The following is a 19,943-nucleotide window of genomic DNA, read 5'->3' on the forward strand; positions in this document are numbered from 1 at the left end:
CAGCCGGGTCCGGTTGAACGCGGGCGGGTGCGAGCAGACGCCGGGCGGCGTGCGCGGTGAGGTCGTCTCGGACGTGTGGAACGCCGGTGGTCCCTCACCTGGGGTCGCAGCGTTCGCGGAGCGTGGCGGCTCCGTCGCCTTCGAGCTCGTCGCAGTAGACCGAGCGACCGGTCAGGGCCATGAGCAGGGCGATGGTCCTGCCGGTGACGAGCGGGCCCTCGCCCGCCGCGAACGGCCCGTCGGTCGCTTCGAGCCGCAGGCCGGCGGCGCGCTTTCCGGAGGGAACGGCCAGATTGGTGCGGTGGAAGAACTCGGCGGCCGCCGTCGCGGTCGCGACGGGATGGCGGCGCCGGATCCCGAGCGGGCGGCGGATGTCCTCGCCGTGCACGACGATCTCGCCGAGCATCGCCTTCGCGGGGAGCGGGCGGGTGGTGCTGGTGACGACGCCTTCGAACCGCTCCAGGGTCTCCGCGCCCGACCGTCCGAGCCGGCGCCGGAGCTGCATGTCGGACTGCCTGTCGAAGTCGAAGCGGCACTTGAGGACCCCGGCCATCCACCGGGGCCAGCTCAGGCTCGCCCCGGCGGTCAGGTGCGCGAGCACTTCGCGGACCGAGAGCCCCTCGCACAGCGAGGGCGTCGCCCACGCCTCGGCGTCGAGGCCGGCGAGGTCGGCCGCAAGGGCGCCGCGCTCTTCGAATATCGCATTCCACACCGCCGCCCTCGGCGGCTTCGCATCGGCCATGTTCGGATCTCCTCTCTTCTCCCGCTGGGACCGTTCAGCGGGCGGGACTCATCGCGGCGCATCGGACCGGTCGCACTAAGGACGACGGCAAGGCCGCTCCGGCACTCAGCCGAACCGGTCGAACGCGGGCGCGTACGAGTAGACGCCCCGCAGGTCCGGTCGCCAGGCGGCGAGGGTGCGGATCTGGAAGTAGTAGCCCCATTCGGGGTGCTCGGACTCGACGCCGTGGTCGGCGGCGGGGACGAACCCGAAGCGGCCGTAGAAGCCCGGGTCGCCGAGGAGGAGGATCGCGGGCTCGTCCCGGGCGTCGGCGGCGGCGATGGCGGCGTGCATGAGGTCGGAGCCGATGCCCTGGCCGTGCCGGGCGGGGTCGACGCCGATGGGCCCCAGGCCGAGGACGGGTTCGCCGTTCAGCCGGCCGTAGCTGGAGACGACGTGGCCGGCGACCTTCCCGTCGATCTCGGCCACGAGCGAGTACTGCGGGGCCCAGCGGTCGGTGCCGCGGAGGGCGTCGACGAGGTCGGCCTCGTGCCCGGAGGCGTGCACGGCGGCCGCGAACGCGGCCTCCTGGAGGGCGTGGACGGCTTCGCGGTCGCCGTCGGTCTCGCGTCTGATGAGCGTCACCGGACGAGTATCACCGAGCGGTCAGGATCGCCCGGGCGCGGCCCAGCATCGCCGGGTCGACCATCTCACCGTCGGGAAGGGTCGCCACTCCCCCGCCCTCGAGCGCGGCGACGACCGCCTCGGCCCACGCGGTCTCCTCCGGGGTGGGCGCGAAGACCTCGCGGATCACCGGGAGCTGCTTGGGGTGCACGGCCGTACGGCCGCGCAGGCCCAGGGCCCGGCCGCGCTCGGTGTCGGCGCGCAGGCCCTCGAGGTCCTGGATCCGGGGGTAGACCGAGAGCATCGGCGCGGGCAGCCCGGCGGCGCGGGCGGCGACGAGGACGCGGATGCGGGCGTGGTCGAGGACGGCTTCGGCGGTGGAGCCGAGGTCGCTCGCCAGGTCGGACTCGCCGAGGGCGAGCGCGGAGACGGCCGGGTGGGCGGCGATCGCCTCGGCGTTCCGGAGGCCGCGTGCGGACTCGATGAGGGCGGTGAGCGGCAGGCCCGCGGCGAGGGACGCGATGATGCCGAGGTCTTCGGGCGCTTCGACCTTTGGGATGCGCAGGCCCGCGTGCGCGCCGGTGGCGCGGACGGCCCGGATCTCGTGGTCGGCGCCGACGTTGACGCGGACCTGCACCTCGGGCCCGCCGCTGCGGTCGCGGAGCCAGTCGGTGACGTGGTCGAGCGCGGCGGCCTTGGCCGATTCGGCGACGGCGTCCTCGAGGTCGAGGATGACGATGTCGGCGCCGGAGGCCGCGGCCTTGTCGAAGCGGTCCGGGCGGTCCCCGGGGACGTAGAGGGCGCAGACCGGATTCATACGATCCCCTTCTCCCGCAATCGTTCCAGTTGCTCGCGGGTCACGCCGACCTCCGCGAGGACCTCGTCGGTGTCCTGGCCGTGGCGCCGTCCGGTCCAGCGGATCGCGCCGGGCGTCCCGGAGAGCCGGAACAGGACGTTCTGCATCTTGACCGGGCCGAGCTCCTCGTCCTCGACGGTCTGGACGGTGCCGATGGCCTGGTACTGCGGGTCGGCGAGGACCCCGCGGACATCGTAGACCGGGGCGACGGCGGCCTGGGCGGCTTCGAACGCGGCGACGACCTCGGCCGCGGGGCGGGCGCCGATCCAGGCGGCGACGGCCTCGTCGAGCTCGTCGGCGTGCTCGGCGCGGGTGTGCCCGGACGCGAACCAGGGCTCGTCGACGAGGTCGCCGCGGCCGACCAGGCGCATGACGCGCTCGGCGATGGACTGGGAGCTGGTCGAGACGGCCACCCATGCGCCGTCGCCGGTCCGGTAGACGTTGCGCGGCGCGTTGTTGACCGAGCGGTTCCCGCTGCGCGGCTGGAGGACCCCGAGCTGGTCGTAGGCGGTGATCTGGCCTCCCAGGAGCATGAGGATCGGTTCGATGATGGCGAGGTCGATGACCTGGCCGGCGCCGTCGCGGTCGGCGGCGCGGAGGGCGACCATGACGGCGTAGGCGGTCGCCAGCGCGGCGATGCCGTCGGCGAGGCCGAACGGCGGGAGCGTGGGCGGGCCGTCGGGCTGGCCGGTGAGGGCCGCGAAGCCGCTCATGGCCTCGGCGAGGCTGCCGAAGCCGGGGCGGCCGGCGTAGGGGCCGGTCTGGCCGAACGCGGTGACGCGGGCGATGACGAGCCCGGGGTTGGCCTCGTGGAGCCGCTCGGGGCCCAGGCCCCAGCGTTCGAGGGTGCCGGGCCGGAAGTTCTCGATGAGGACGTCGGCGCCGGCGGCCAGGCGCAGCAGCAGGTCGGCGCCTTCGGGGGTGGCGAGGTTGACCGTGACGGTGCGCTTGTTGCGGCCGAGGGTCTTCCACCACAGGTTGACGCCGTCCTTGGCGGGGCCGTGGCCGCGGGCGGCGTCGGGCCGGGTCGGGTGCTCGACCTTGATCACGTCGGCGCCGAAGTCGCCGAGGAAGGTCGCGGCGATCGGCCCGGCGAACAGGGTCGAGACGTCGAGGACGCGCAGGCCCTCCAGCGGTGCGGTCATGAGGTCTCCTTCGCGGGCAGGTCCCAGGCGATGCGGAAGCCGATGCTGGGCGAGCGTTCCAGGCCGAGGCCGGGGAGGAGGAACTTGAGGCTGAACTCGGGGTCCCGGACGCCGCCGTCGGTGTACCAGTCGGAGCCTTCGGCGCGGTAGGCGCCGCCGCCTTTGAGCATCGCGAAGCGGGTGACGCCGTCGGAGTGCTCGCTCTCGGTCCAGTTCCACACGGCCGGTTCGCGGCGGGTGAAGCCGGGCCGGCCGGCGGCGAGCTGCCACTCGAACTCGTCGGGCAGGCGCGCGCCGGCCCAGGCGGCGTAGGCGCGGGCGTCCTCGAGGGACACGCCGGTCACCGGGGCCGCGGGGTCGGCGTCCTCGGTGCCGCACAGGAAGCGGTGCGGGACCTGCGGCTCGTAGCCGCTGCGGTCGAGGAAGATCCGGTACTGCATGACGCTGACCTCGTTGGCGGCCACGGCGACCGGGCCGGTCTCGACGTCGAGGACCGCCTCGCGGTGGTCGTGGAGGCGCGGCGGGAGCGGCTTCCACTCCTCGATGTAGGGGGCGCCCTGGTAGAAGCCGGTCTCGCGGCGGCGGTAGGCGACGGTGAGGCGGTGCGGGCCGGGTTCGACGCGGACGGCGGTGTTCGGCGGGCTCGCGATCGCGGACGGCCGCGGGCGGACGCGGACGGCCTCGCGCGCGGGGAAGCGGGCGTCGGCGGAGCCGGGGTCGGCGGCGGCCTCGCGCAGGAGCCCGTCGAGCCAGGCCGGGGGCGCGGCGCCGGGGGCGAGGTCGAGGACGCCGGCGATGCCGCGGGCGGGGACGGCGATCGCGCCGTGCACCTCGGTCCCGGCGGTCACGTCGAAGCGGCGTCCGGTCGGGGGCGCGGCGAGGGGGTCGCCGACCCAGTCGACGTCCCGCCGGTTCACGATGGTCCACAGTGTCATGTCGTCGAGGGTCCAGCGGGAGACGTGGACGCCGGCGGCGACCGCTTCGGGGGTCGCGCCTTCGAGCGGCGCCCATTCGCCGCCGATGAGGAGGTCGGCGGCGGCGCGCTGGACGCGGAGCATCCGGCGCAGGGTGGCCTCGTCGCGGCGGTTCCAGCCGACCCAGACGCCGAACACGGCGTCCCACACCAGGATCCCGGTGCCGTTCATCCACGCGGACTGGAGTTCGCCGGAGTGGTCGCGGTTCCAGCGGCGGATCGAGTGCATCATGTGGCGGCGCTCGTACCAGTGGGCGCGCTGCACGCCGGGGGCCTCGGAGTCGGCGAACCACTGGGCCCAGGACAGGAGGTGGTCCTCGACGCGCTGGTTGGGGACGCGGGACTCGCCTTCGAGGACCTGCGGCGGCTCGGTCGCGGTGAGCGCGCGGGTGAGCTTCGCGTCGCCTTCTTTGAGGGTGTCGAGGAAGACGCCGTCGGCGCCGATCTCGGTGACGAGCGCGGCGAGTTCGTCGGCGTCGTCCTGGCCGGTGCGGCGGGTGCCGGTGTCCCACGGGTTGTAGTCGACGAAGACGCGCAGGCCGCGGTCGTGGAGCTCGCGCACGAGTCCGGCCAGGCCGGGGACGTCGCGGTAGTAGTCGAACTGGTTGCGGTCGTCGATGCCGATCACGGGGTAGGCGTGCCACAGGACGAGGCCGTCGAGGCCGCCTTGGGAGGCGGTGGATTCGAGGAACCGGTCGACGGTGAAGCGCTGCTCGGCGTGGTCGAACAGCCGCTCGTCCCACAGCCAGACCTGGGCGACGGCGTACGCGCGGGAGGCCCAGCGGGTCCGCGGGTCCTCGTAGGCGGTGCCGCGGTAGGCGAGGCGCTCGCGGGCCTCGTCGCGCCAGGCGGCCAGGTCGGCGCGCCAGGCGGGCCAGTCGGCGGGGTCGGCGGGCGCGGCGAAGATCTTGGCGACGTCGCCGGCCTCGGGGTCGATCTTCCCGCCGGGCGGCAGGGTCGTGGGCAGGTCGATGGGCCTGGGCACCAGCGGGTCGAACGTGTTGGTGGCGGCCTCGTCGGGGTCAGTGTGCGTCACGGGACCCGCGCACCTCCTCCAGGGTCGGAATGGACGGGACGGCGCCTTTGCGCTGCACGGCGATCGCGGCCGCGGCGGTGGCGAAGGCGGCGGCGCCGGCGAGCGCCGCGGCCCCGGTGGCGTGCCGTTCGTCGGCGTCGATGGCCGCGGCGAGGTAGCCGACGAACGTGTCCCCCGCGCCGGTGGTGTCCACCACCGGGACCGGGACCGCCGGGACCTTGACCGGCTCGCCGCCGGGTGCGGCGACGAGGCAGCCGGCGGCGCCGAGGGTGACGACGACGGTGCAGCCGTACGCGGTCAGGGCGTCGACGGCCGCGTCGAGGTCGGCGCCGGGGTCGCGGCCGAGCAGGCCGTTGGCCTCGTGCTCGTTGACGACCAGGACGTCGACGTCGCCGAGCAGGTCTTCGGCGCGCCGGTCGGCGGGGGCCGCGTTCAGCACCACGGCGGTCGCGGCCGCGCGGGCCGCGCGGGCGGCCTCGGCGACCGCGCCCGGCGGGGTCTCGAGTTGCAGGACGAGCACGTCGGCGTCGCCGATCGCGGCCAGTTCGGTCGCGGTGAGGGCGGTGAGTTCGGCGTTGGCGCCGGAGTTCACGACGATCGAGTTCTCGCCGCCGCGGTCGACGTAGATCGAGGCGGTGCCGGTCGGTGCGTCGACGCGGCGGTCCAGGAGCGCGATCCCGGCGGCGCGGGCCTCCTCGGCCAGCCGGTCGCCGTTCTCGTCGCGGCCGAGGGCGGCGATGAACCGCGTCTCGGATCCGGCGCGGGCGGCCGCGACCGCCTGGTTGTTGCCCTTGCCGCCGGCGAAGGCGCCGTAGCCCCGGGCCAGGACGGTCTCGCCGGGCGCGGGGATGCGCTCGACGTCGTAGACCAGGTCGAGGTTGGCGGAGCCGAGCACGACGACGCTCATCGGGACACCTCCGGGGTGGAGGCGGTGGGTTGCGGGCCTTGCGCGGCGGGCGCGCCGGGGCCGGCGGCGTCCATGGCCTCGTTCATCGGGACACCTCCAGGGTGCGGGCGGCGAGGGCGGTGAACCGGGCGCCGGCGAAGCCGGGGACGGAGGTCGCGAGGCGGTCGTCGAGCGGTTCGATCCATTGCGCGGGAAGGGCTTTCGCGCCGGTCATCGCTCCGGTGAGCGCACCGGCGGTGGCGCCGACGGAGTCGGTGTCCCAGCCGCCGGAGACGGCGAGGGTGATGGTGCGGTGGAAGTCGCCGCCGCCGCGGGCCAGCGCGAACGCGAGCAGGGCGGCGTTGTTGAGGACGTGGACCCAGTGCATGTCGCCGAAGGCGCGGTGGAGTTCGTCGACGGCGTACTCGTCGGCGAGGCCGCTGGCGGCCATGTCGATGCCGTACCGGATGGCGACGGCGTACCGGGAGCGGGCCGGGACGACGGAGAGGCCGGTCTCCAGCACAGTCGCGACCGGCGCGCCGGCCACTGCGGCGGCGCTCGCCGCGGCTGCGAACATGGCGCCGTAGAGGCCGTTGCGGCCGTGGGAGAGCCGTGCGTCGGTCCAGGCGAGGCAGGCCGCGCCGAGCGGGTCGCCGGGGCGGGTCCAGCCGTAGAGGTCGGTGCGGATCTGGGCGCCGATCCAGTCGCGGAAGGGGTTGCGCACGCGTCCGGCCTGCTCGGGTTCGATGCCGTCGAGGAGGTTGCGGTAGGCGATGCGCTCGGCGGTGAAGACGCGGCCGCCGGGGAGGAGGTCGAGCCAGGCCTGGGCGACGTGGTCGGTGGTGAAGCCGTCGCCGTGCCGTTCGAGGAGGTGGAGGGCGATGAGCGGGAAGTTGAGGTCGTCGTCCTCGGGCATGCCGTCGATGTTCTCGGCCAGGCTGGTCGGGCGCGACCGGCGGTTCCACGGGTACTGCGCGGCGATGGCGGGGTCGAGGCCCTGCTCGGTGAAGTAGCCGTTCAAGGGCCAGTTGCCGGTGGACTTCGCGATGGCGCGGATGCCTTCGAGCGGGAGCTTCTCGACGGGTTTGCCGAGGAGGCATCCGGCGGCGCGGCCGAGCCAGGCGCCGAGCACCCGGTCGGCGGTGTCGCCGGGTTCGGGGAGGGCGGGCGGTGCGGCGCCGGCGAGGATGGCGTCGAGGTCGTCGGGTTCGACCAGTTGCAGCCCTTCGGGATCGGGGAGTGCGTCGAGGACGGTGAGCACTTCGCGGGCGAGGTCGCGCAGCGTCTCGGAGGCGGGTTCGGGGGTGGCGCCGCTGACCGGTGCGAGGGTCGAGCCGCCGGCGGCGGTCCAGCGCTCGCGGATGCCGGCGGTGTCGCGGCCGTCGAGTTCGGCGGCGACGAGTGCGTGCGGGACGAGGTCCTCGGGCTGGGTCCAGGACAGGCGGATCATGCGGCGGCTCCGGTGAACGCGGTGCGGGCGGCGGCGACCTGCGCGGCGCGGGCGGCGTCGGCGGCCCAGACGTCGCGGGCGACCGCGGCGATGACCGGGCCGGTGGCGGTGACGTCGATGCGGCTGCTGTCGCTGACGTCCTTGATCCAGGTCGGGGGCACGGCGTCGAGGCCGCCGAGGGCGCCGGCGATCGACCCGGCCATGACGGCGATGGAGTCGGAGTCGCGGCCGTAGTTGACCGCGCCGAGGACGGCTTCGCGGTAGTCGCCGCGGGCGGCGACGAGCATGCCGAGTGCGATGGGGAGCTCTTCGATGGCCTTGGTGCGGCTGGGGATGCGGGCGTCCATCGCGGGGGCGCGGTAGTCGGGGCCGACGGTGTCGTACGGTTCGACCGCGCGGCGCAGCTCGGCGAGGCCGGTGCGCCAGTCGGTGACGCCGCGGGCGGTGTCGACGACCGCGGCGATGGCGGCTCGGGTGCCGTCCTTGGCGAGGCGCAGGGCGGTCGCGACGACGGATTCGACGTCGGCGCCCGGGCGCATGGCCTCGGCGACCGCGGCCGCGTACACCCCGGCGGCTTCGCGGCCGTAGGAGGACTGGTGGGCGCCGGCGACGTCGATGGCCTCAGCGTAGGCCGCGTCCGGGGCGCCGGCGTTGACGATGCCGATCGGGGCGGCGTACATGGTGGCGCCGCAGTTGACGATGTTCCCGACGCCGGCTTCGCGCGGGTCGACGTGTCCGTAGTGGAGGCGGGCGACGAGCCACTTCTCGGCGAGGAAGATCCGGTGGAGCAGCAGCGCCTCGGACTCGAACTCGGGGATCCAGCGCTTCTCGCCCATGAGCAGCGGCACGAGGTGCGCGGCGATCGCGTGGGCGTCGAGGTGGTCGCGGACGGTGTCGTAGACGTCGACGAGCGCGCAGGTCATGAGCGTGTCGTCGGTGATGTGCCCGTCGCCTTTGTGGTAGGGGGCGATGGGCCGGGCGTTGCGCCAGTCCTCGTTGAAGGGCGGCACGATCCCCTCGATGAAGCCGCCGTACCGCCGCTGGATCGCCTCGGGCGTGTTCCCTTCGGCGGCGCCGCCGAGCGCGTCGCCCACCGCGGCGCCCGCGAGCGCGCCCGTCGCCTTGTCCGCCAGCACGTCGCCGTGCGGCGCTGCGGGCGCGGGGTTCGAGGCGGGGTTCAGCGGCTGGGTCATCGTGTCTCCTCAGGTTCGTTCGGTGCCCGCCGGGGCCCAGGCCCCGGCGGGCGTGGCGGGTCCGGGCGTCAGCCCAGTTCGTTCCAGCCGTCGGTGAGCTGCGTCTGCAGCTCCTCGAGGGTGATCTCGTTCGCGAAGTACTGCTGGAGGGCCGGCGTGGCGTATTGGTCCTTCCACTGCGGGTAGTTCACGACCGACTGGAACGGCGCGGCCGACAGGCCCTCGCCGGAGGCGAGGATGGCGTCCCAGCCGTTCTCGCCGGCGGTCTGCTCGGCGACGAGCTCGCGGGCCGGGGTCGAGGACGGGATGAGCCAGTCGCCCTGGGCGAGCGCGGCCTGGTGCTCGGCCTGCATGAAGAAGTCGATGAACGCGGCCGACTCCTCGACGTGCTCGGACTCGGCGGCCACCGACATGGTCTGCGGGTTGGCGGCCTGGGTCGCGCCGGCGGTGCCCGCGAGCGGGGGCAGGACGGCCCAGTTGAAGCCCTCGGGCGCGGATTCGGTGATCTGCTGGGCGATGTAGTTGCCCGCCACGTACATGGCGTACTTGCCGTCGAAGAAGCCCGGCAGGACGTCGGAGCCGGACTGGGTGAGCGAGACCGGGTCGAGCGAGGCGTCCTCGTAGGCCATGGCGTGGATGCGCTCGGGCACGGCGAGTTCGTTCTCCCCCACGGTGATCTGGTCGCCGTCGAAGTAGGTGCCGTCGAAGCCGAGCGAGAGGTTCATGACCGTGGCGGTGGGCTGCTGGAGGCCCCACCCGACGCCGAAGCCGCCGTCGCCGCCGAGCTGCGAGGCGAGGGCCTGGAAGTCGTCCCAGGTGAGGGACGCCCCGGTCGGGATCTCGACGCCGGCGTCGGCGAACGCGTCGGTGTTGGCGAAGACCACGTAGGACTGGAGCAGGGTCGGTGCGGCGACGATCGCGCCGTCGGAGGCGGTCACGGTGCCCCAGATGTCCTCGGAGACGGCGGACTTGGTGTCCTCGCTGAGGTAGGGCTCGAGGTCGGCGAGGTAGCCCTGCTCGGCGAAGCCCATGATGTCGGCCGACTCGTCGTGGATGACGTCGGGCGCGGTGCCGCCCTGGAACTGGGTGACGAGCTGGTCGTGGACGTTGTCCCAGGAGCCCTGGACGAGTTCGACCTGGACGTCGGGGTTGGCCTCGTTCCAGGCGTCGACGATGTCCTGCGTGGCGGCGATCGTCGTGTCCTGGTAGGCGAGGGACTGGAAGGTCAGGGTCACGGCCCCGCCTTCGTCGTCGTCGCCGACGCCGAAGGCCGAGCACGCCGTGAGCGCGAGGGGCAGGGCGAGGACGCCTGCTACCGCGGCGACGCTGGCGCTGGTGCGAGTGCGCATTTCGATCTCTCTTTCCATAGTGGTCGGCCCGGTCAGCCTTTGACCGCGCCGCTGAGGAGTCCGGCGGTGAGCCGTTTCTGGATGAGCATGAAGAACACGAGGCTGGGCAGGCACGCGAGGAGCGCGGCGGCGGCCAGCGGCCCGAGCTGGACCTGCCCCTCGGCGCCGACGAATCGGGCGAGGGCCAGCGGCAGGGTCTGCATGTCCGGTTCCTGGATGAGTACGAGCGCGAAGAAGAACTCGTTCCAGGAGTTGATGAACGTGAACAGGCTGGTCGCGACCAGGCCCGGCGCGAGGAGCGGCAGGACGATCCTGCGGAGCGTCTTGAACCGGCCGGCGCCGTCGACGGCGCTCGCCTCCTCGAGCTCGACCGGGATCGCGGCGACGTAGCCCTGGAGCATCCACAGCGCGAACGGGAGCGCCCAGACCGCGTACACCAGGACCAGGCCCAGCAGCGTGTTCACCAGTCCGATGTTCTTGAGCAGCAGGAACAGCGGGATGATGATGAGGATGAACGGGAACACCTGGCTGAGCAGGATCCACCCGGTGGCCACCATTCGCAGCCTCGTGCGGAACCGCACCAGCGCGTAGGCGGCGGGCAGCGACACGGCCGTGACGATGACGGTGGTCGTGACCGCGGTCAGGAGGCTGTTGCCGGCGGCCCGGAACAGGTCGGCCCGTTCGATCGCGGCGGTGAAGTTGTCGAGGTTCAGGCTCTCGGGCAGGAACGACGGCTCGGGCGAGCGGATCTCTCGGTCGGTCTTGAACGCGGTCGTGAGCAGGAAGATCAGCGGGAACGCCAGGAAGCACATGTACGCCAGGAGCGCGAGGTACTGCAGCGGCCGGGTCAGGGGGTTGCGTCGGGTCATGGCTACCGCCTCCGCATCTGGGCGCGCAGGTACACGAAGAGGAAGGCGCCGATGAGGACCACCATGACGTTGCCCATGGCGGCGGCGTAGCCGAAGTTCCCGTACCGGAACGCCTCGTTGTAGGCGAACAGGCTCGGCAGCATCGTGGTCCCGCCCGGGCCGCCCGCGGTCAGGACGAACACCAGCGCGAACGAGTTGAAGTTCCAGATCAGGTCGAGCGTCGTGATCGCGGTGATGATGGGCCGCAGCGCCGGCAGCGTCACGTGCCAGAACCGCCGCCACGTGGACGCGCCGTCGATCGCGGCCGCCTCGTTCAGTTCGGCCGGCACGGACTGGAGCCCGGCCAGGAGCGTGATCGTGGTCTGGGGCATTCCGGCCCACACGCCCACGATGATCACGACCGGCAGTGCGATCGCGGACTCGCCGAGCCAGTTGATCGCGCTCGGCAGACCGAGGGTCTCGAGGGTCCGGTTGACCGGCCCGTAGTTCGGGTTGAGCATGAGCTGCCACATGATCGCGATGATCACCGGCGGCATCGCCCACGGGATGAGTGCGAGGGTCCGCGCCAGCCAGCGCAGCCGCAGGTCGAGGTTGAGCAGCAGCGCGAGTCCGAGGGAGGCCAGGAACTGCAGGGCCGTCACGGCGAACGCCCAGATCAGGCCGATCTTGAAGGAGTTCCAGAACAGCTCGTTCCCGGCCAGCGCCGTGTAGTTGTCGATCCCGTTGAAGTGCGTCTCGGCGTTGAGCCCGGCCTCGGCGTCGGTGAAGCCGAGCATCACGCCGTACACGAGCGGGTAGACGCTGAACAGCATGACCGGGAGCAGGGCGGGCAGGACCAGGAGCCAGGCGTCGCGGCCCTCGGTCGAGCGGCGGCGCTTGGGGGCGCGGGTCGGGGCGGGGGCGGCGAGCGCGGTCATGCCGGGCCTCCCGTGGACTCGCGGACCGACAGGGCCGGGGGGATCACGATCCGGCTGACGGGGGCGTCGGGTTCGGCGATGCGGCGGATCAGGAGCTTCGCGGCGGCCTTGGCGCGCTTGGCGGAGCCGAGGTCCACCGAGGTGAGCGACGGGGTCGCGAGTTCGGCGGCGTCGGTGTCGTCCATGCCGACCACCGCGACGTCGTCGGGGACGCGGGCCCCGGCGGCCGCGAGCTCCTTGAGCGCGGCCACGCCGAGGAGGTCGTTCGCGCCGATGATCGCGTCGGGGCTGGCCTGGCCCAGGAGCGCGGCCGTGGCCTTGCGGCCGGCCCGGTAGGTGAACGCGGTCGCGGTGACCTGGAGTTCGCTGGAGGTCGGGAGGCCGAACCGCTCGACCGCCGCGAGGTACCCGGCGAGGCGGGCCGACCCGGGGACGGTGTCGACGGGTCCGTTGACGAGCGCGATGCGCCGCCTGCCCTGGGCCACCAGGTGCTCGACGGCGAGGCCGATGCCGGTGGCGGAGTCGGCGCGCACGTTGTCGAGCGCCACGTCGGCGGGGAGGGTGCCGATGACGACGATCGGGAGGCGGCTGGAGCGCATCGCCTCGATCAGGTCCTCGGTGATGCGCAGCGGGCTCATGAGCAGCCCGTCGGCGTAGCCGCGGTTGAGGCTGGTGACCAGGTCGATCTGCGCCTGCGGGTCGCTGCCGGTGGAGGAGACGACGAGCCGGTACCCGGCCTTGGCGACGATCCCGGTGACGGTGCGCATCATCTGCACGTAGACGGGGTTGCCGACGTCGGCGACGGCAAGGGTGATCTGGTCGGTGCGGCCGGTGCGCATGCTGCGGGCGCTGGCGTGGGGCACGTACCCGAGTTCGGCGGCGGCGTCCCTGACTTTCCGCGCGAGTTCCTCGGAGGCGGAGCCGCCGTTGAGGACGCGCGACACGGAGGACACGGACACGCCGGCCTTGGCGGCCACGAGTTGGAGGTTGGACTGCGGTCCCGGCTTCTTCGGCTCGTGCGTCGAGCCCGACTTCATCGTCTCGGCCATCCTCGTTCCCTGCGTTCGGAGGGGTTTGGGAACGTTCTTAAGAACGTTCCCAAGAACGATACCAAACCATCCGGAGAACGCAACACCAGTCACACCGGTGTCGCACCCGGGGAGTGATCCCGGAGGTGGGAGGCAAAAAGCGCGCCCACGGAACCCTCCGTGGACGCGCTCGTGAAGCGTGCAGGCCCTAGGCGGGCTGGACCCCTCGTTCGGCGGTGAGGAAGTCGTCGCGCTTGCGGTGGTGGAACCAGAACGGGGCGAGCGGCACGACGGCGCACACGAGCGCGAGGAGCGTGGTGCCGAAGCCCCACCCGAGGCGGCGGCGGATGAGGAGGGTGGAGCCGATCAAGAGCACGAACAGGGCGCCGTGGAGGGCGCCGAGCGGCATCACCAGGTCGATCTCGGAGACGCGGCTGAGCACGGACCCGAAGACGAGGAGGAGCACGAAGGACCAGCCTTCGGCGAGGGTGAGCATCCGGTACAGGAAGACGGGGTTCTTTACCACCGCGGGCCCCTTTCAGAGTGGTTCCGCGCCGAACCTAGCACTGGGCCTTTGGAGGCGACCCGGCGTGGAGCACGCCTGCGCCGCAGCCCACCCGCGAGCGGTTGACGAACCGGCCCGTCCCGGTATATGAATGAAGCGGTATATAACCGAGGGAGTATGCAATGGTGGTGTCCGCGGTCTTCGAAGTGCTCGCGCTGCCGGCGCGGCAGGCGATCGTCGAGCGGCTCCGGGAGGGGCCCGCGACGGTGGGCGAGCTGGCCGGGGCCCTGGGGCTGAGCCAGCCGCTCGCGTCGAAGCACCTGCGGGTGCTGCGGGATTGCGGGTTCGTCAGCGTCCGCGCCGATGCGCAGCGACGCTGGTACGAGCTGCGGCCCGAGCCGCTGCGCGAGGTCGACCGGTGGCTGGAGCCGTACCGCTGGATGTGGGAGGAGCGCCTCGACCGGCTCGGGGACCGCCTGGACGCCATGGCCCGGCACGAGAACGAGGAGAAGTGATGTCCGATCCCGAGATGCTCGCCGACCGCGGCCGACCGGCCGTCCGGATCGTGCGGCGCTACGACCACCCGATCGACCGCGTCTGGCGCGCGGTGACCGAGCCCGCGCACCTCGCGCAGTGGTTCCCGTTCGGTGCCGACCTGGAGCTGCGCGCGGGAGGGAAGGCCGATTTCGGCGAGGGCGGCGAAGGCGAGGTCCTCGCCGCGGACCCGCCGCGGCACCTGGTGTTCACGTGGGGCGGCGACAGGCTGGAGTTCACGCTGGCCGAGGAGGGCGGCGGGACGCGGTTCACGCTCGTGCACGGCTTCGACGACCGCGGCGGGGCGGCGAGCTTCGCGACCGGGTGGGAGCAGTGCATGGCGGGCTTGGACGAGGTCCTCGCCGACCGGAAGCCGGGCGATCCGGGCCGCGGCGTCGCCCGCCATGAGGAGCTGGCAGCGCGATTCGGGCTCAACGAGCCGCAGGTGGACGAGAGCCCCGGCGGCTGGACCGCGCGGTTCGAGCGGCAGCTCGTGTGCCCGGCGGAGACCGCGTGGGATCTGTTCTTCGGCGGGAAGCGGGCCCCGGGCGCGGGCGCGGAGTTCCGGGCGCCGCAGGCCCCGCATGTGCTGCTGGGCACCGTGATCGAGTGCGAGAGGCCGACGTCGTTCGCGTTCGTCGTCGCGGAAGGCGAGCCCGGAGGGGAGGTGCGGCTGCGCCTGGGCGAGGGCACCGGTCACGGCGCGCGGCTGTTCCTGGAGGTGCGCGGAGCCGACCCCGCGGAGCTCGACGCGGCCGTCGAGCAGTGGGGCGTCGGCGCGGTCGAGCACGTTGCGGCCGAGGCGGCGAGGCTCGCGACCGCATAGAGCAGGGCCCGCCGATAATCGGCGGGCCCTGCCGTGCCGCTAGAGCGAGCGGCTCTTGAACGAGCGCAGCCGCAGGCTGTTGCCGACCACGAAGACGCTGGAGAAGGCCATGGCCGCTCCGGCGAGCATGGGGTTGAGCAGGCCCAGGGCCGCCAGCGGGATCGCGGCGACGTTGTAGGCGAAGGCCCAGAACAGGTTCCCCTTGATCGTGCCGAGGGTGCGCCGCGAGAGCCGGATGGCGTCGGCCGCGCCGCGCAGGTCCCCTCGGACGAGGGTGATGTCGGCGGCCTCGATCGCCACGTCGGTGCCGGTGCCCATGGCCAGGCCGAGGTCGGCCTTCGCGAGCGCGGCGGCGTCGTTGACGCCGTCGCCGACCATCGCGACGACCTTGCCCTGCCGCTGGAGCCGGTCCACGGCCGCGACCTTGTCGGCCGGGAGGACTTCGGCGATGACCTCGTCGATGCCGACCTCGGCGCCGATGCGCTCGGCGACGGCCCGGTTGTCGCCGGTCAGCAGGACCGGCGTCAGCCCGATGGCCTTGAACTGGGCGACCGCTTCGCGGCTGGTGGGCTTGACCGTGTCGGCGACGACCAGGACGCCGCGGGCCTCGCCGTCCCAGGCCACCGCCACGGCGGTCTTGCCCTCGGCTTCGGCCGCGGCCTTGGCCTCGGCCAAGGCCGGGTCGAGTTCGAGAGTCCAATCCTCGAGGAGGCCGGCGCGGCCCACGACCACGTAGTGGCCCTCGACGACGCCTTGGACGCCTTTGCCTTCGACGTTCTGGAAGTCCTCGACCGCCGGGAGCGGGCCGGCCTCGGCGGCGCCCTTCGCGATCGCCTGGGCCACCGGGTGCTCCGAGGCGTGCTCGATCGCGCCGGCGAGCCGCAGCAGCTCGGCCTCGTCGACGCCGTCGGCCGCGACGGTGTCGACCAGGGTCATCTTGCCGGTGGTGACGGTGCCGGTCTTGTCGAGCACGATCGTGTCGACCTTGCGGGTCGACTCCAGGACCTCGGGGCCCTTGATGAGCACGCCCATCTGCGCGCCGCGGCCGGTGCCGACCAGCAGCGCGGTCGGCGTGGCCAGGCCCAGTGCGCACGGGCAGGCGATGATGAGGACCGCGACGGCGGCGGTGAACGCCGTGGCCGCGGGGAACCCGGCACCGAGCCAGAACCCGAGGGTGCCGACCGCGATCGCGATGACCACGGGCACGAAGATCCCCGAGACCCGGTCGGCGAGGCGCTGGACCTCCGCCTTCCCGGACTGGGCCTCCTCGACGAGGCGGGCCATCTGCGCGAGCTGCGTGTCGGCGCCGACACGCGTGGCCCGCACGACCAGGCGGCCGCCGGCGTTGACGGTGGCGCCGGTGACCGGGTCGCCCTCGGCGACCTCGACCGGCACGGACTCGCCGGTGAGCATCGAGGCGTCGATCGCGGAGGTGCCCGAGACGATCACGCCGTCGGCGGCGAGCTTCTCCCCCGGGCGCACGACGAACTCGTCGCCGACCGCGAGCTGCGCGATCGGGACGCGGGTCTCGGCCCCGTTGCGCAGGACCGCGACGTCCTTGGCGCCCATCTCGAGCAGGGCCCGCAGGGCCGCGCCGGCCCGGCGCTTGGACCGCTTCTCGAAGTACCGCCCGGACAGGAGGAACATCGTGACGCCCGCGGCGACCTCGAGGTACAGGTTCGAGGCGCCGTCGCTCGGCTCCACCGTGAGTTCGAACGGGTGCTTCATGCCGGGCGTGCCGGCCGTCCCCCAGAACAGGGCGTAGATCGACCAGGCGAACGCCGCGAGCGTGCCGACGGACACGAGCGTGTCCATGGTGGCCGCGCCGTGGCGCAGGTTCTGGAAGGCCGCCTTGTGGAACGGCCACGCCGCCCACAGGACCACCGGCCAGGCCAGCGCGAGCGAGAGCCACTGCCAGTAGTCGATCTGGAGGGCCGGGACCATCGACATGGCGATGACCGGGATCGACAGGACGACGGAGGCGATGAGCCGGTTGCGCAGCGAGGTGAGCTCGGGGTCGGGGCGGTCCTCCTCGTCGGCCTCGGGTTCGGCGGCCTTGGGGAGGGCGGCGGTGTAGCCGGTGCGCTCGACGACGGCGATGAGCTCGGCCGGGTCGATGCCGTCGGGGGCGTCGATGCGGGCCTTCTCGGTGGCGTAGTTGACGCTCGCCGTGACGCCTTCGAGCTCGTTGAGCTTCTTCTCGATCCGCATGGCGCAGGAGGCGCAGGTCATGCCGCCGATCTCGAGTTCGATGCGGTTCGCGGCGGCGGGTGCCGATGCCATGGGCCTGTCTTTCAAGATGCTCAGCCTTCCTCTGCTCAGTATCGCTCAGTCGTCGTGCGAGGGCTCGGTGCCGTCGTGCCCGTGCGGGGACGCCGACTCGGTCGGGTCCTCGTGTCCGGGTTCGGCAGGCGCGGTGCCGTCGGTGTCGAGGACGAAGGGCGCGGTGTGGACCTGGCCGTCGACCTGGAAGTCGAGGTAGAGCAGGTACCGGCCTTCGGTGGGCGCCGCGGTCGCGAAGATGATCGCGGGGCCTGAGGTCGTCCCGGGCTCGGGCTCGTCGCCTTCGGGGTGGACGTGCAGGTAGCCGAGGTCGCCTTCGCGGAGGGCGACGAGGTGGCCCCAGGCGCCGAGGTACGGCTCGAGGGCGGTGACGGGCGCGCCGTCCTTGGTGACCTCGACGGTGAGTTCGGTGGTGGTGCCCGCGGCGAGGTCGCCGGTGAGGGTGACGTCGAAGCCGTCGACGCTGGCGGTCCGGGTCACCGGGTTCGTTTCGCGCGGCGTGTAGTGGCCGGCGACCTCGACGGTCTGCGAGAGCGTCACGTCGAGTTCCTCGGCGGCGTCGCCGGGGACGAAGTCGGCGAAGACGCGGTAGGTGCCCGGCTGGTCCCAGGACCAGGGCAGGGACCAGGTCTGGCCGTCGAATTCGGGGTGGACGTGGCGGAACTCGGCGCCGTCGGCGCGGACGACGATGAGGTGCAGGTCCTTCTCGTGGGACTCGGTGTACTCGGTCAGCGGCCCGCCGTCGGGGGCGGTGATGCCGAAGGCGAGCACGCCCGCTTCGCCGACGGTCTGGGGGGCGGCGACCTCGCTCATGAGGTAGCCGTCCTGCTCGATCGAGAGGCCGCGCACCGGGTCGGCCTCGTGGCCGCCGTGGTCTTCCACTTCGGTCTCCATGTCCATGTCGTGCTCGGGTTCGGCGTCCGCCAGCCGGTCTTCGACGACGCCGTCGGGGACGACGTTCGCGGCGAGCGCGAACGTGCCCCCGAACAGCGCGGCGAGTCCGAGGCCGAAGGCGCCCAGTCGGACGGGGGTTTTCATGAGACCCGCACCGCCTGGTAGCCGGCCTCGTCGACGGCGGCGATCACCGCGGCGTCGTCCACCGGCGCTTCGGCCGTGACGACGAGCTTCCCGGTGGCGGCGCTGACGTCGATGTGCTTGACGGGGCCGATCTTGCCGACCTCTTCGCGCACGGACATCTCGCAGTGGCCGCAGCTCATTCCGGTGACCTGGTACTCGATGACGCTCATGACGACTTCCTCTCGGTCGATCATACCCCTGGAGGGTATCTCCTTGATCTGAATTTATACCCCCTAGGGGTATCGCGTCAACAGATGGGTCTCACTTTTTTCTCCGACCGCCCCCTCGTGATTCCGCCGTGGGCGTAACCGGTGGAATCCTCCGGTCCCGCCGGTTTACCGTGAGTCATGGCTGAGACTTCCCCGAACCCGGTCGCCGCGCCGGAGAAGACCCGAACCAGCGAACCCCGGCGCCGCGAACCGCTGTGGCGCGACGTCCTCGGCGAGCAGCTCCGCTCCACCCGCCGCGAGCGCGGCGAGACCCTGAGCGAGACCGCCGACCGCGCCGGCATCTCCCCGCAGTACCTCTCCGAGATGGAACGCGGCGTCAAAGAGCCCTCGAGCGAGATGATCGCCGCCGTCGCCGGCGCCCTCGACACGACCCTCGGCGACCTGGTCCTGCAAGTCGCCGAACGCATCATCCTCGAACGCACCGAGACCCCGTCCGGTCCGGTCTGCCAGGCGGCGTACGCGCTCGCGGCCTAGCGCCCGTCCGAAACGATCAGGGCGGCGCCGTCGGCGCCGCCCTGTCGCCTCACGTCTGCCCGGCGACCTCGTACCGCAGCCAGAGCATGCCGTCGTCCTCGGCGTCCGCTGACATGAGCCGCAGGCGCACCGGGGCGTCGCCTTCGGCGAGTTCAGGGCCGTCGAACAGCGACGGCACGCCCGTGCCGCCGATCGCCGCAGGCGCCACCAGCAGCTCCACCTCGTCGACCAGGCCGGCCCGCAGCAGCGCCCCGCCGAGCCGGCCGCCGCCGGTGGCGACCACGCACGCCACGCCCAGCCGCTCCCGCATCCGCCGCAGCGCCGCGCCGAGGTCCACCCGCTCCTCCCCCGCCACCAGGTACGGGATGCCTTCGGCGCGGAGGAACGAGAGGTACGCCGCCGGCGCCGCCCGAGCGGTCAGGACCAGCAGGTCCGCACCGCCCACGCGCTTCATGGTCCAGCGCACGCGGCCGCGCCCGTCGACGACCGCGAACCAGCTCTCGTGCCCCTCGCGCCCGACCAGCTCGGGCGGCAGGTGGTCGGCGAGCAGGTCCGGCTTTGACTCGTGCCCCGGACCGAACGGCGAGGCCGCCGCGTCGGCCACGAGGCTCCCGCTGCCTTCGAGCGTCGCGTAATGCCCGTACCGGTCGCGCAGCCGCTCGGCGCGCAGCGCCTCGAGGCGCTGCGCGCTCTCGGGCAGCATCGACTGCCAGGCGTCGGCATTGGCCGGCTCGATCAGGCGCCGGTCGCCGCCGAGCGTCAGCCGCCCGTCGACCGAGGTCGTCACGGAGACCACCACGCGCGGGCGCTCGGTTTCGGAGGCCATCGCCGCTCCCTTCGACGTCGCACCTCCATGCATACCGCGGACCTCCGACAATCGCGTCCCGACGTTCGCGTCTCGTCGATGCGAAGCGGCGGTCCCGGGGCGCCCCGGGACCGCCGCGCTCGGTTTCCTTGTCGCGGTGTT

The 19,943-nt window shown here is 73.0% G+C and carries 20 protein-coding genes; 3 read left to right on the top strand and 17 right to left on the bottom strand.

Features of this window, described 5'->3' with window-relative positions; all coding sequences use genetic code 11:
- Positions 1-94: 94 nt before the first annotated feature.
- The 13 genes from GFD30_RS00730 to GFD30_RS00790 all read right to left on the bottom strand — a co-directional run bounded on the left by GFD30_RS00730 (position 95) and on the right by GFD30_RS00790 (position 13,573).
- The gene (locus GFD30_RS00730) at positions 95-742 is read right to left on the bottom strand and encodes a maleylpyruvate isomerase family mycothiol-dependent enzyme (protein WP_153023303.1); all 648 of its coding nucleotides are present in this window, start codon (positions 740-742) and stop codon (positions 95-97) included.
- Positions 743-847: 105 nt separating this feature from the next.
- Entirely contained in the window at positions 848-1,366 is a 519-nt protein-coding gene (locus GFD30_RS00735) for a GNAT family N-acetyltransferase (protein WP_322632795.1), read from the bottom strand.
- Positions 1,367-1,376: 10 nt separating this feature from the next.
- Positions 1,377-2,162 (bottom strand): HpcH/HpaI aldolase/citrate lyase family protein, encoded by a 786-nt coding sequence (locus tag GFD30_RS00740; protein ID WP_153023304.1) that lies wholly within the window; start codon positions 2,160-2,162, stop codon positions 1,377-1,379.
- Positions 2,159-3,346 (bottom strand): CaiB/BaiF CoA transferase family protein, encoded by a 1,188-nt coding sequence (locus tag GFD30_RS00745; RefSeq protein WP_153023305.1) that lies wholly within the window; start codon positions 3,344-3,346, stop codon positions 2,159-2,161. Before GFD30_RS00745 ends, GFD30_RS00740 begins: the two co-directional genes overlap by 4 nt.
- On the bottom strand, positions 3,343-5,355 hold the full coding sequence (locus GFD30_RS00750) for an SUMF1/EgtB/PvdO family nonheme iron enzyme (RefSeq protein WP_322632796.1): 2,013 nt from the start codon (positions 5,353-5,355) through the stop codon (positions 3,343-3,345). Before GFD30_RS00750 ends, GFD30_RS00745 begins: the two co-directional genes overlap by 4 nt.
- Complete coding sequence (locus GFD30_RS00755) at positions 5,342-6,262, bottom strand: ribokinase (RefSeq protein WP_153023306.1); 921 nt, start codon at positions 6,260-6,262, stop codon at positions 5,342-5,344. Before GFD30_RS00755 ends, GFD30_RS00750 begins: the two co-directional genes overlap by 14 nt.
- An 82-nt stretch (positions 6,263-6,344) precedes the next feature.
- Positions 6,345-7,691, bottom strand: coding sequence for an ADP-ribosylglycohydrolase family protein (locus GFD30_RS00760; protein WP_153023307.1), 1,347 nt, complete (start codon positions 7,689-7,691; stop codon positions 6,345-6,347).
- Positions 7,688-8,884, bottom strand: coding sequence for an ADP-ribosylglycohydrolase family protein (locus GFD30_RS00765; protein WP_153023308.1), 1,197 nt, complete (start codon positions 8,882-8,884; stop codon positions 7,688-7,690). Before GFD30_RS00765 ends, GFD30_RS00760 begins: the two co-directional genes overlap by 4 nt.
- Before the next feature lie 68 nt (positions 8,885-8,952).
- Complete coding sequence (locus GFD30_RS00770; protein ID WP_153023309.1) at positions 8,953-10,233, bottom strand: ABC transporter substrate-binding protein; 1,281 nt, start codon at positions 10,231-10,233, stop codon at positions 8,953-8,955.
- 32 nt (positions 10,234-10,265) lie between these two features.
- Positions 10,266-11,102, bottom strand: a complete 837-nt coding sequence (locus tag GFD30_RS00775; protein WP_153023310.1) for a carbohydrate ABC transporter permease — start codon at positions 11,100-11,102, stop codon at positions 10,266-10,268.
- Positions 11,103-11,104: 2 nt separating this feature from the next.
- Positions 11,105-12,019 (bottom strand): carbohydrate ABC transporter permease, encoded by a 915-nt coding sequence (locus GFD30_RS00780; protein WP_153023311.1) that lies wholly within the window; start codon positions 12,017-12,019, stop codon positions 11,105-11,107.
- Positions 12,016-13,068 carry a LacI family DNA-binding transcriptional regulator gene (locus tag GFD30_RS00785; protein ID WP_227995696.1) on the bottom strand — a complete coding sequence of 351 codons (1,053 nt, stop codon included), beginning with the start codon at positions 13,066-13,068 and terminating at the stop codon, positions 12,016-12,018. The genes GFD30_RS00780 and GFD30_RS00785 overlap by 4 nt, the downstream gene beginning before the upstream one ends.
- A 187-nt stretch (positions 13,069-13,255) precedes the next feature.
- Positions 13,256-13,573, bottom strand: a complete 318-nt coding sequence (locus GFD30_RS00790; RefSeq protein WP_322632797.1) for a DUF3817 domain-containing protein — start codon at positions 13,571-13,573, stop codon at positions 13,256-13,258.
- Between the two features lie 161 nt (positions 13,574-13,734).
- Here GFD30_RS00790 and GFD30_RS00795 point away from each other — a divergent pair, with 161 nt between their 5' ends.
- Together GFD30_RS00795 and GFD30_RS00800 are read left to right on the top strand one after the other, a co-directional pair.
- Positions 13,735-14,067: an ArsR/SmtB family transcription factor gene (locus tag GFD30_RS00795; protein ID WP_153023312.1), complete on the top strand. Its 333-nt coding sequence runs from the start codon at positions 13,735-13,737 to the stop codon at positions 14,065-14,067.
- Positions 14,067-14,912 carry an SRPBCC family protein gene (locus GFD30_RS00800; RefSeq protein ID WP_153023313.1) on the top strand — a complete coding sequence of 282 codons (846 nt, stop codon included), beginning with the start codon at positions 14,067-14,069 and terminating at the stop codon, positions 14,910-14,912. The genes GFD30_RS00795 and GFD30_RS00800 overlap by 1 nt, the downstream gene beginning before the upstream one ends.
- 39 nt (positions 14,913-14,951) lie before the next feature.
- Here the strand turns inward: GFD30_RS00800 and GFD30_RS00805 are convergent, their stop codons facing one another.
- Genes GFD30_RS00805 through GFD30_RS00815 form a run of 3 tightly spaced genes read right to left on the bottom strand, consistent with a single transcriptional unit; the run spans position 14,952 to position 18,442 of the window.
- Complete coding sequence (locus tag GFD30_RS00805; RefSeq protein WP_153023314.1) at positions 14,952-17,195, bottom strand: heavy metal translocating P-type ATPase; 2,244 nt, start codon at positions 17,193-17,195, stop codon at positions 14,952-14,954.
- Between the two features lie 45 nt (positions 17,196-17,240).
- Complete coding sequence (locus tag GFD30_RS00810; RefSeq protein WP_153023315.1) at positions 17,241-18,233, bottom strand: heavy-metal-associated domain-containing protein; 993 nt, start codon at positions 18,231-18,233, stop codon at positions 17,241-17,243.
- Positions 18,230-18,442 carry a heavy-metal-associated domain-containing protein gene (locus GFD30_RS00815; RefSeq protein ID WP_153023487.1) on the bottom strand — a complete coding sequence of 71 codons (213 nt, stop codon included), beginning with the start codon at positions 18,440-18,442 and terminating at the stop codon, positions 18,230-18,232. The genes GFD30_RS00810 and GFD30_RS00815 overlap by 4 nt, the downstream gene beginning before the upstream one ends.
- Positions 18,443-18,619: 177 nt before the next feature.
- Here GFD30_RS00815 and GFD30_RS00820 point away from each other — a divergent pair, with 177 nt between their 5' ends.
- Positions 18,620-18,976 (top strand): helix-turn-helix domain-containing protein, encoded by a 357-nt coding sequence (locus tag GFD30_RS00820; protein WP_153023316.1) that lies wholly within the window; start codon positions 18,620-18,622, stop codon positions 18,974-18,976.
- 49 nt (positions 18,977-19,025) lie between these two features.
- On the opposite strand, the gene GFD30_RS00825 is transcribed toward GFD30_RS00820, so the two are convergent.
- Positions 19,026-19,802, bottom strand: coding sequence for a dihydrofolate reductase family protein (locus tag GFD30_RS00825; RefSeq protein WP_153023317.1), 777 nt, complete (start codon positions 19,800-19,802; stop codon positions 19,026-19,028).
- Between the last annotated feature and the right edge of the window lie 141 nt (positions 19,803-19,943).

It is taken from the genome of Glycomyces albidus (genome assembly GCF_009451885.1).
Classification (GTDB): Bacteria; Actinomycetota; Actinomycetes; order Mycobacteriales; family Micromonosporaceae; genus Glycomyces; species Glycomyces albidus.

Bases quoted from the DNA above. Each gene is read 5' to 3' on its own strand.
- GFD30_RS00805 (WP_153023314.1), bottom strand. From the start codon at position 17,195: ATGGCATCGGCACCCGCCGCCGCGAACCGCATCGAACTCGAGATCGGC.
- GFD30_RS00825 (WP_153023317.1), bottom strand. From the start codon at position 19,802: ATGGCCTCCGAAACCGAGCGCCCGCGCGTGGTGGTCTCCGTGACGACC.
- GFD30_RS00810 (WP_153023315.1), bottom strand. From the start codon at position 18,233: ATGAAAACCCCCGTCCGACTGGGCGCCTTCGGCCTCGGACTCGCCGCG.
- GFD30_RS00795 (WP_153023312.1), top strand. From the start codon at position 13,735: ATGGTGGTGTCCGCGGTCTTCGAAGTGCTCGCGCTGCCGGCGCGGCAG.
- GFD30_RS00755 (WP_153023306.1), bottom strand. From the start codon at position 6,262: ATGAGCGTCGTCGTGCTCGGCTCCGCCAACCTCGACCTGGTCTACGAC.
- GFD30_RS00780 (WP_153023311.1), bottom strand. From the start codon at position 12,019: ATGACCGCGCTCGCCGCCCCCGCCCCGACCCGCGCCCCCAAGCGCCGC.
- GFD30_RS00785 (WP_227995696.1), bottom strand. From the start codon at position 13,068: ATGGCCGAGACGATGAAGTCGGGCTCGACGCACGAGCCGAAGAAGCCG.
- GFD30_RS00820 (WP_153023316.1), top strand. From the start codon at position 18,620: ATGGCTGAGACTTCCCCGAACCCGGTCGCCGCGCCGGAGAAGACCCGA.
- GFD30_RS00760 (WP_153023307.1), bottom strand. From the start codon at position 7,691: ATGATCCGCCTGTCCTGGACCCAGCCCGAGGACCTCGTCCCGCACGCA.
- GFD30_RS00730 (WP_153023303.1), bottom strand. From the start codon at position 742: ATGGCCGATGCGAAGCCGCCGAGGGCGGCGGTGTGGAATGCGATATTC.
- GFD30_RS00815 (WP_153023487.1), bottom strand. From the start codon at position 18,442: ATGAGCGTCATCGAGTACCAGGTCACCGGAATGAGCTGCGGCCACTGC.
- GFD30_RS00745 (WP_153023305.1), bottom strand. From the start codon at position 3,346: ATGACCGCACCGCTGGAGGGCCTGCGCGTCCTCGACGTCTCGACCCTG.
- GFD30_RS00770 (WP_153023309.1), bottom strand. From the start codon at position 10,233: ATGCGCACTCGCACCAGCGCCAGCGTCGCCGCGGTAGCAGGCGTCCTC.
- GFD30_RS00740 (WP_153023304.1), bottom strand. From the start codon at position 2,162: ATGAATCCGGTCTGCGCCCTCTACGTCCCCGGGGACCGCCCGGACCGC.
- GFD30_RS00765 (WP_153023308.1), bottom strand. From the start codon at position 8,884: ATGACCCAGCCGCTGAACCCCGCCTCGAACCCCGCGCCCGCAGCGCCG.
- GFD30_RS00800 (WP_153023313.1), top strand. From the start codon at position 14,067: ATGTCCGATCCCGAGATGCTCGCCGACCGCGGCCGACCGGCCGTCCGG.
- GFD30_RS00775 (WP_153023310.1), bottom strand. From the start codon at position 11,102: ATGACCCGACGCAACCCCCTGACCCGGCCGCTGCAGTACCTCGCGCTC.